The organism is Streptomyces sp. 8K308, assembly GCF_004348315.1.
In the GTDB taxonomy this organism is placed as follows: Bacteria; Actinomycetota; Actinomycetes; order Streptomycetales; family Streptomycetaceae; genus Streptomyces.
The window spans coordinates 1-8,836 of record NZ_SMKC01000299.1; the positions used below are offsets into that span (position 1 = coordinate 1).

7 protein-coding genes are annotated in these 8,836 nt (G+C 72.8%); 1 reads left to right on the forward strand and 6 read right to left on the reverse strand.

Annotation, left to right across the window (positions count from 1 at the left end):
* The 3 genes from E1265_RS28900 to mobF all read right to left on the reverse strand — a co-directional run.
* A partial coding sequence (locus tag E1265_RS28900; RefSeq protein WP_132933947.1) for a hypothetical protein occupies window positions 1–1,623 on the reverse strand: 1,623 nt, incomplete at its 3' end.
* A gap of 3 nt (window positions 1,624–1,626) precedes the next feature.
* Window positions 1,627–2,025 carry a hypothetical protein gene (locus E1265_RS28905; protein WP_132933948.1) on the reverse strand — a complete coding sequence of 133 codons (399 nt, stop codon included), beginning with the start codon at window positions 2,023–2,025 and terminating at the stop codon, window positions 1,627–1,629.
* A 116-nt stretch (window positions 2,026–2,141) separates the two neighbouring features.
* Window positions 2,142–6,410 carry a MobF family relaxase gene (mobF, locus tag E1265_RS40445; protein WP_132933949.1) on the reverse strand — a complete coding sequence of 1,423 codons (4,269 nt, stop codon included), beginning with the start codon at window positions 6,408–6,410 and terminating at the stop codon, window positions 2,142–2,144.
* 41 nt (window positions 6,411–6,451) lie between these two features.
* Here mobF and E1265_RS28915 point away from each other — a divergent pair, with 41 nt between their 5' ends.
* Window positions 6,452–7,111, forward strand: a complete 660-nt coding sequence (locus E1265_RS28915) for a hypothetical protein (RefSeq protein WP_132933950.1) — start codon at window positions 6,452–6,454, stop codon at window positions 7,109–7,111.
* A gap of 3 nt (window positions 7,112–7,114) precedes the next feature.
* On the opposite strand, the gene E1265_RS28920 is transcribed toward E1265_RS28915, so the two are convergent.
* The 3 genes from E1265_RS28920 to E1265_RS37385 all read right to left on the reverse strand — a co-directional run.
* A complete protein-coding gene (locus tag E1265_RS28920) occupies window positions 7,115–7,726 on the reverse strand; it encodes a hypothetical protein (protein WP_132933951.1) in 612 nt (203 codons plus the stop codon).
* A 130-nt stretch (window positions 7,727–7,856) separates the two neighbouring features.
* Window positions 7,857–8,471 (reverse strand): DUF6349 family protein, encoded by a 615-nt coding sequence (locus tag E1265_RS28925; RefSeq protein ID WP_132933952.1) that lies wholly within the window; start codon window positions 8,469–8,471, stop codon window positions 7,857–7,859.
* A partial coding sequence (locus E1265_RS37385; protein WP_165953922.1) for a DUF6181 family protein occupies window positions 8,468–8,836 on the reverse strand: 369 nt, incomplete at its 5' end. The genes E1265_RS37385 and E1265_RS28925, both read right to left, overlap by 4 nt.

The window sequence follows — 8,836 nt, forward strand, 5'->3', positions numbered from 1 at the left end:
TTCGTAGGCCAAGCGCAGGCTGCGTTCGATGTCCCGGCGGGCTGCGGGCATGCGGTAGGCCGGCACCCAGGGCTCGGGGGTCTTCTCGACGGCCGGGGCGTTGATGCCGGGGACCTTGGGTGGGGTGGACGGTTGCGGTGCGGCGAGCCGTGGGACGACCGCGTCGAGGCGGGCTCGAGGCGTGTCCACTCCGGCCGCGGTGGCGCCGCTCACCATCGCGCGGGCCGCCGTCTTCGCGTGGTCGGCCGCAGTGTGGAAGACGCCGAGGAGGTGGTCGAGTTGGCGGGGTGAGACGGGGAACCAGCGGGTTCGGCTCTTGGCGCGGAAGGGGCGGTGCTCGACGGAGTCCGTGACGAGGTTGTGCTTGATGGCGTGGAGCAGGTGGGGCCCGGCCTGGGCGAGGTGTTGGCCGAGGGCTGGCAGTCGGTGGAGGTCGCGGAGGAGCGGGCCGATGCCGCCGGTGTCGTTGAGGATGTCGGAGGCGTGTCGGGGCTGTGGGCGTGGCGTGGTGGGGGTCCACTGCGTGCCGTAGAGGAGTTGGCCGATGCGGACGCTCAGGGTCTGGACGCTGATGGCGGCTGGGTGCGGGCTGGTCCTGGGCATGAGGGCGACTCGGCCGGCTTGGACGTCGACGTAGTTGTAGCGCGGCAGGGCCGGGTGTTCGCGGGGGTCGGTGATGTCGACGATTCTGCGGAACGTGCCGTCCACGTCTCGCCAGCTCTGGGCCGTGGTGCGGAGACCGTCGGCGGCGGCGCGCAGCTGGTCGCCGAGTTCGGGCGGCTGATGTTCGGCGAGGTGGAGCAGGATGCGGCCGGTCAGCAGGTGGCCGAGGGCGAGGCTTCGGGCGATCCGTGGCAGGTCGGAGCCGCTCAACGGTCCCGCCGGGCCTCGGTTGGCCTGGAAGATGGCGCGGATCACGCGGTCGCACTCCTCGCCGACGCGGGCGAGCGTGCCGGGGAGGTCGGGCTGGAATGCGTGGTCGATGACGAGCGCCGGGGCGGGCGTCAGCTCGGCGAACTCCACCATGCGGTCGGCGTTGGCCTGCCGGCTGAGGACCACGGCCTGGCGCAGCGCCTGCCGTGCCTGGCGCAGGGCCGACCGAACGCTGGGGCTGTTGGTCACCTGTGCCAGGCGTTCGATGAAGAATCCGAGCTCCCAGGCCACGTCGGTGACACGGTAGAAGATGTAGCGCTGCGCGCCGGCGGAGGCCAGGAGGTGGAGGTAGGGAGTGAGCGGGTCGCCGTCGGGGCCGCGGTGGCTTCTGATCAGGTCGCGGGAGATGCCGAGGTGGGTTGCCGCGGTCTGGAGGTGTCCGGCGGGTTCGCCGGCCGGTCCGCTGACGACCGCTGATCGTCGCAGGGCCTCTGCCAGGTGGTGGTCGGCAATGGCGAAGTGGGCGCGGATGTCGGTGAGCGCCCGGCTCATCACCGTGACCGACCCGGGCGCTCGTGCCGCGTCTCGCGCGAAGGTGTCCGGGTAGGCGCGGAGGGCGGCGAAGAACTCCTGCGTCTGGAACACCAGGCTGCGGATCTGCCCCGCTTCGGGAATCGCCGGGACGGAGCGTGTCGCGGTCCCCAGCGCCTCGACGGAGGCGTCGAACGTGGAGCCGAGCGTGACCGGCATGCGTCAGGACATCCGGATCGACTCGAGCGACACCGCGGCCCTCTCGGCCAGGGCGGCGGCGTTGAGCACGGAATCGGTGGGGACCTGGGGATGGTCGCTGAGCCCGATCAGCGCGCGGTGGACGTGCCTCAGCAACTCCGCGCAGCCGTCCAGGGCTTCGTCACGCGATTGTGGAAGGGACGGCGGGCTGCCGGTCCGCGGAGGGAAGAACATGTCTCTGCCGGCGGTGCAGATCTGGGCGGCGACGAGGGACTGGAGCTCGTCGAACCCGTCGGTCCAGGCGACCGCGTCGGCTGCCTGCGCACCAAGGTCGAAGGCTTCCCAGCTGGCGTCCAGGACTTCGATGGGCCGGTCGCTTCGCAGCGCCTCGTGCAGTTCGGCCAGGGGAGCGGGTGCGCTCATAAACGTCTCGCAGGTCGATCGGGGAGAAGGAATCAGGATTCATTTTCCTGCGTGAACGGGCTTGAGGGGGGTGATCGGCACGTCGCTGGTAAGGGTGAAATCCGGCTGTCGCGGCGTCAGAGGCCGGGAAGCTCGGGCTGGTGCGGGTCACGGCCGATGTCCGGGACGGAGGGGCGGCGGTCGTAGGCGTCGCGGAGGCGGGCGTCGGCGGCTGAGCGTTGGGCCTGGCGCCGGCGGAGGTCGGCGGCGCGGCGGGCGTCGGCGCGTGCCGTGAGAAGGCCGGGGGCAAGTCGTTCCACGTGGCGTCGGGCGGCGTCGCGTTCGGCCACGGCGACATCGGCCTGGTTGCGGGCCCGGGCCGCGCGTCGCAGCAGTTCGGCGGCGTCGGCATGGGCGCTGGCGGTGTTGGCCGATGCCGCAGCGGCAGCGGCGCGGTTGGTGGCGTCCTCGGCTCGTTGGAGGGCGCGGGTGGCGGTCTGGTCGGCGGCATGCCAGCGATCCGCAGCCTCCTGCGCGGCGGCGATGTGGGGCGCGCCGGCCTGGCCGCGTGCGACGGTGAGGTCGGGGCGGACGATGGTGGGCGGTGTCGCCAGGCGCCAGCGGGCGATGGCGCGGGAGGCCCTGCGGTAGTCGGCGGCTTGGACGGGTTCGGTCGGGTGCGTGCCGAGGGCGACGTGCTCGGCGGCATGGTTCCAGAGGGCGCGGTAGGTGGCGATGGCGTGCGCGGCTTCGTCCCACACGGGGCGGAGCCGGTCGCCGGGGCCGGGGCGCGGGCCGAGGGCGTCGAGCCAGGCGGGTGCCCGCGCGGCCAGCCGGGCAGCGAGCAGCGGCGCGGGCTCGTCGGTGGGGCGTTGGGCGGCGCGCCAGAGGCCACGGAGGTGGCCGTCCTCGGCGAGGGGCGCTGGCCCTGTGGGGTCCGCGCCCTGGTAGTTGGCCAGGTCGCGGTAGGCGGCGGCTGCGGTGAGACGTTCGCGCCAGGCGACGGCCTCGGGGACGGTGGTCGGTTCGGGGCCGAAGGCGGCGGCCCAGCCGGTGCCGGCGTTGGCGTCGCGTTGGGCTTGTTCGGCGAGAACGGCGGCTCGTTCGCGGAGCTGGCGAGCGAGGGCGTGTGCGTAGGTGCGGCGGTCGTCGTGCGGAGCCGGGTCGGGGAGCCGGAGGCCGACCGCCGCGAGCACGTCGGTGGGGTCGGCAGCCGGGTCGGTTTCGTAGCCGGCGGCGGTGGTGGGCGTGGGGGCGTCCGGCTCGTGGCGGAAGGCGCCGGGGTTGCCGCCTTTGGCCGGGTCGAGGGCCCGGCGGTTGCGGGCGTGGACGATGGCCGCGGCGTCGTCGACCGGCGTTCCGTCGGGGGTGAGGAAGTCGCGGGCGAAGTAGGTGTGCCTCAGCAGCCGGTCGGTGTCGATGCCGGCTTCGGCGAGTTGGAGGAGCTGTGCGTGCAGGGCGGGCCAGGCCGGCGCGCTGGAGAGCTGGCGTGCGGCGGCGGGGCCGAGGAGGCGGGCGATGGCGTCGATGGTCTCGGCCTCGGCGATGTCGCGCAGGACCTGCCGGAGGCGGGGCTCGTGGGTGCGGAGGGACTCGGCCTCGTCGAGCGCCGCACGTTGCTGGGCCGTGGCCGAGAGCTGGGTGCCGTTGGCCGCGACGACGGCGGCCCAGAGCTGACGGCCGGTGCGGTCGGGCGCCGGTTCGCTGCTCTCGATGTCGACCTGGTCGCGGCAGACGAGGTAGCCGTGGTTCTCCAGCGCGCCTCGGGTGAGGGCGGGGTAGGCGCTGTTGCGGTCCATGCTCGGCACGATGAGGGCGTGGCCGGTGTGCACGGTGACGCCCTGGGCTCGGGTGTGGGTGATGGCGTAGCCGAGTTCGGTGCTGGTGGCGCAGTATGCGCTCGGCAGGGTGACGCGGCCTCCGGTGAGGCTGTGGCGGACGTCGAGGGCGCCGTGTTCGGTGACGGCGACGATGGTCCAGATGTCGCCGTTGCGCACGTACTGGCGTGTTCGGTTGTGACAGGTGAGGCGGCGGTCGTTGGCGCGGGTGACGAGCTGGTCGCCGGCTCCGGCGCGGTTGCCGTCGGCGAGCTCGATCGTGGTCGTGTCGTCGACGAGTCCGGCCTGGACGCGGGCGGTGCGGGCGACGTGGGAGAGCTTGGCGGCGAGCACGTTGGTGGGGGTGAGCAGGATGCTGGTCAGCCCTTCCGCGGTGTCTCTGTGCCAGGCCGCGTATGCCTGCTCCAGCAGCGCGTCGAGTGCGCCTTCGTGGAGACGTCCGCGGGACGCGTAGGCGGTCCAGGCGGCGTCGCCGTCACCTGCCGACAGGGCCCGGGCGGCTTCCACTTCCCAGCGCCGGGGCGTGCCGTCGGCGTTGCGGAAGCGGCGGACCTCGGTGAGGCGCAGGGCGCCGGCGTCGCTGGCGATGAGGTCGAGCGCGCCGCCGGCGCCCGGGGCACCGAGCTGGCGGGGATCACCGATCGGCAGCAACCGTCCGCCGGCGTCCGCGACCTGGCCCAGCACGGCGTGCAGGTCGCCGGTCGCGGCTTGGCCGGCCTCGTCGACGATGACGATCGCGCCGGCCGGCAGCGTCCACTCCGGGGCGCCGGGGGCGTAGACCTCGGACATGAAACGCCAGCGGGCCAGGTTCTCGGCGCGGATGTCCGCCTTCTCCGCGAGGTTGTCGGCCTGCACCTGGCCGCCGGCCAGTCCGAGGACGGGGATGCTGTGGGCGTCGGCGACCTCGCGAACCAGGGCCATGATGGTCGTCTTGCCGGTGCCGGCGCCGCCGGTGACGGCCTGGACGCGGGTGTCGCCGGTGAACACGGCGCGGACGATGTCCCGCTGCTCGGCGGAGGGCACGAAGCCGCGGGCCACGTCGCCGGTCGCGAGCGCCGCGTCGACCTGTTCGGTGGTCAGGCGAAGCACCGGGGCGGGGCGCCGCGCGGCCTCGACGAGGTCCATCTCGGTGGCCTTGAGACGGTGGCTGGTGTAGCGGGCGGCGCCGTGCTGGACGAAGACCGGAGTGCCGTCCGGCCGGCGGTAGCGAGCGGGCACGGGCACCGGCTCCGGGGGCGAGACCAGCTCGCACCGGTCGGGGTGCAGCACCCGCTCGACGACCCGGTCGACCAGCCCGTCCCAGTCGGGTCGCAGGTGCCAGCCGGCGGCGACCAGCTGGCGGTAGGTCTCCGCCTCCGCGTTCGCCCGCGTCCAGGACTCCCGATCGCCCTCCAACGTCGCGAGGACCCGCTCGACGACCTCCGGCAGCGGCGTGATCTCGTGCCGACGGGCGGCAGCCCGCGACGCGCGCCGGGCCCGGACGAGCCAGCGGTGCGGCCGGCGCACGCCCAGCTTTCGTGCGCGGGCCCGCCACTGTTCGCGCTCCTCCTCAAGGTCGTGCGCCTGCTTGTCCGGGCGCGCGGTCAGCGCCGCCCGTTGGGCCAGCTCGTACTCCTCCGGCCGGGACGGCTCACGGCCATGCAGCTGGCGGAACTCGTGCAGCAGCGCCGTCAGATTCCGCTCGGTCTGCGCGCGCCGCGCGGAGAACGCCCGAATCACGGCGTCCGAGACGCCGAGGAACTCCCGCACCGGCCGCTTGTCCTGCCGGATCGTGTCCGTGCGGGGCGCGGCCAGGACCCCGAACTCCTCGAACATGCCGCGCTCGATCTCGGCCGTGTACTGGGCGGACAGCGAGACGACGAGCCGGTGCAGGTGCCGAGCGTCCAGGGCGAGCCAGCGGCCATCCTCCGTGCGCACCTTTGTCGAGATCGCCACGTGCCGATGCCAGTCGGGGTCCCCGGCCCGGCTGGAACGGTGCTCGAAGCCGGCCGCGATTAGGCCCTCGCCGCGAAGCTGTACGACTCCGCCAGGGCCGCTCCTGGTCCAGCACGCCTCCCGCTCGACCCGAGCGAACGCCTTCTGGAACGCGGCCCGCTCGACCTCTTCGAGCCGGGCGCGCGTGGCATCGTTCGCGGTACCCCACAGCACGGCGAAACTCTTGACCGGCGAGAACACCATCTCCCACCCCGAGCGCGCCGTGCGGTTGCCGACCTTCTCGGCCTGCTCACGTAGCTGCTCGCGTCGCGCCGCGGAGGCGTTCGGCTCGGCCTCCAGCAGCGCTGCCAGGTGCTCGTCCACCGTCGGATACCTCGGCCAGACCCGGCCCAACGGCCGGCCGGTGGTGGGGTCGACGCCGTCCTTGAACAAGGCGTCGGCCGCCTCCTGAGAGACCTGCCCCCGCAGTCCCAGCGCCGCGGCCTGACTCCCCAACCACCACCCCGGGGTGTCACCGCCCGAGGCCCAGTACGCGGCGGCCTCGCTCCGACCGATCGTCACGTCACCGGAGGCGACGGTGCGCAGCAGATAGTCGATGCCCGAGCCGGCACTGATCGGATGAAGCGTGATCACAAGCCACCGCCCGATCCGCGCCGCCCGGCGGCATCGAGAAGGTGGCTGATCATGATCGGCAGCATAGGCGGCTGATCGGCAATGGCGCCGGAGTGCAAACGGTGTGCCTGAAAGAGCTCTTCGAATTTCAGCTCCTTTGGAGCTGTACTGTGCATCGCTGTTCGCTGTGCTGTTGTGTGGTCGGTCTTGTGCTCTCGCTGGCTCTCATTGATTTTTGCTGCTGCTCGTGGAATGCGCGTGTTGGGGTGGCCGCCATCCGGGCGGGCCGCCGCGCCCGCCCGGGCGCGGCTCGTTGCGATGCCGGCTCGAATCGCAGCAGCATTCCGGGCATGGCATCGCGACATGACCGGGCGACGCAGGAAAGACGGCGTCGGCTGCGGGAGAGACAGGAGAACGAACGAAAGGAATTCCGCCGGCGTCAGCAGGCGCAGATGGCGGCGCTGCACGAGATCGACGGCGCGGTGGAACGGTTCGAGGCGGCGCGCGCCGCCGTGGCGGCGGCGTTGGCGAACGCGGTCCAGGTGTTTCCGTCCGTCGAGGCCCTGGCCGAGGTGACCGCGTTCGACGCGAAGGAGATCCGCGCTTACGAGCGCCGGCACCGGCGTGAGCAGCAGGGCGCACAGCGCCGGCCGGTCACGGCCGAGCAGGTGCCGCAGCAGGCTTCCGGCGAGGCCGAGCCGGTGACTGTGCCAACCGGGTAGGGGTCAGCCTTCGGCGCGGACTTGGGCGATCAGCCGTTCGGCGTGGCGTTTGGAGATCGACAGTTCGGCGGCCACCTGCTCGGCTGGCGTCTCGGCGTCGGCGGCCAGGAGGCGGCGGACGTGTGCGATGCGTTGCTGGGCGCGGTGGTGGCGGGGGTCGTTGGAGTGGTCGCGTGGGCGGGTGTCGGTCGCTCCGATGGGGCGGCCGCCGCCGGCTCCGCGTCCTGGGCGGGCGGCGAGCCAGGCGGGGATGGTCGCGCGGTAGAAGTGCGGAACGCCGAACACCCTCTCATCGGGGCTCGGGCCGATTCCGTCAGAGATGTAGCTGGCCCAGGTCTCCGCCGTGGGGCGCTGTTCCTCGGGGATGGTGAGGCGTGCTTCTTCGAGGTCGAGCAGGTCCCTGGGGTGGGGCTCGGTGGGAAGTGGTGGGATGGGGCGGTCTTCGACGGCGGCGAGGAGTTGTTCCTCGTCCCAGATCCGTTGGCGGGTTTCCGGTCTGCTGAGGGTGGGCGGCAGCTTCTGCCAGGCCTTGCGGTTGCGGAAGGTGCCGAGCGCGATGCCGAGGAGTTGCGCGGCGCGGGCTGAGTCCGCGGGGGTACGTCCGGCGGGAATCACCCTGGGGCCTCGCTCATGTGTGATCGCTGTCGGTGCGCTTCCATGGAATCGCGGATCACGTCGGCGAATCAAACCGAGGTGCCCGCCCGCCGCGTGAATGCGGCGGGCGGGCACTGGTGATCGGGAAGTGTCAGAAGAGCAGGTCGGGCTCGCCCCGTGTGGTCGTCGTAGTTCCGCGGTGGGGCGGCTTTTTGACGAACAGGCGGTAGCGCGGGTACCTGCCCGACGGGGGAAGGTGAAGTGCGTCGGCGCCGGGGCGCGTGCAGAGCGCGGGAGCGCCGGCGTCGACCCATCCGGAGGGATAGCGCGTCGTGATGCCCCGCCAGAGCCGCTCGGCACGGTGCGGAGAAGCGGCGGTTCGGAGGTCGAGGACGGGCAGGGAGCGCCAGCTGGGGAAGGCGTGATCGTGGGCGTCCTCGACGGCCTGGTTGGCCCCTTCCCGCCAGCCGCGTCCGCCGTGCTCGCTGCCCTCCCACGCGCATCCGAGACAGCCGCCTCGGTAGATCTCCTGGCGGCGGTCGTCCACGTCGCGGGTCAGCAGCGTCGGCAGGTGACGGTCCCTGACGCCTGGGCCGGTGCCGAGGTCGGAGTACGCGCCGCCCGGGTGGCCGGGGGCGATGTGCCATGCGCGGCCAGCGGGCAGGAGAGCCTGCAGGGCGCGCGTCCGGGCGTTGCGGATGCGCCAGTACCGGTGCTGCCGTTCGACGGCTCCGCGAGGCTCGACCGGGTCGGCGGTTGAGTTCACGGCTGCTGCTCCTCGTCTCGCCAGTCGAGGACGAGCTTGAGCAGGCTCCCGGCGGCGAAGAAGTCGGTGGACTCGCCGTCGTGGAAACGGGCTCCGTACGCGCGGTGGACGGCGGCGCGGGCGGCGTCGTGCCGGTCGTCCTGCGAGTCGATGTCGAGAACCGGGCGGAGCGCCGCGTAGCCGTGGAGGAGGAGTTGACCTTCGACGGCCTGGCGGATCTGGTCAGGGCTGGCGGCGTCGTAGTCGGGTAGCGGGGAGCTGAGTAGGACCTGGGTGAGTTCGGCGGCGGTCAGTCGGGGCCGGAGGGGGATGGTGAGTCGGTGGGAGCCGTCGCGGCTCCTGGTCGCGTCAGGGGTGTGTCGGGC

Excerpts from the sequence above, each read along its gene's own strand:
- E1265_RS28905 (WP_132933948.1), bottom strand. The coding sequence starts at position 2,025 with ATGAGCGCACCCGCTCCCCTGGCCGAACTGCACGAGGCGCTGCGAAGC.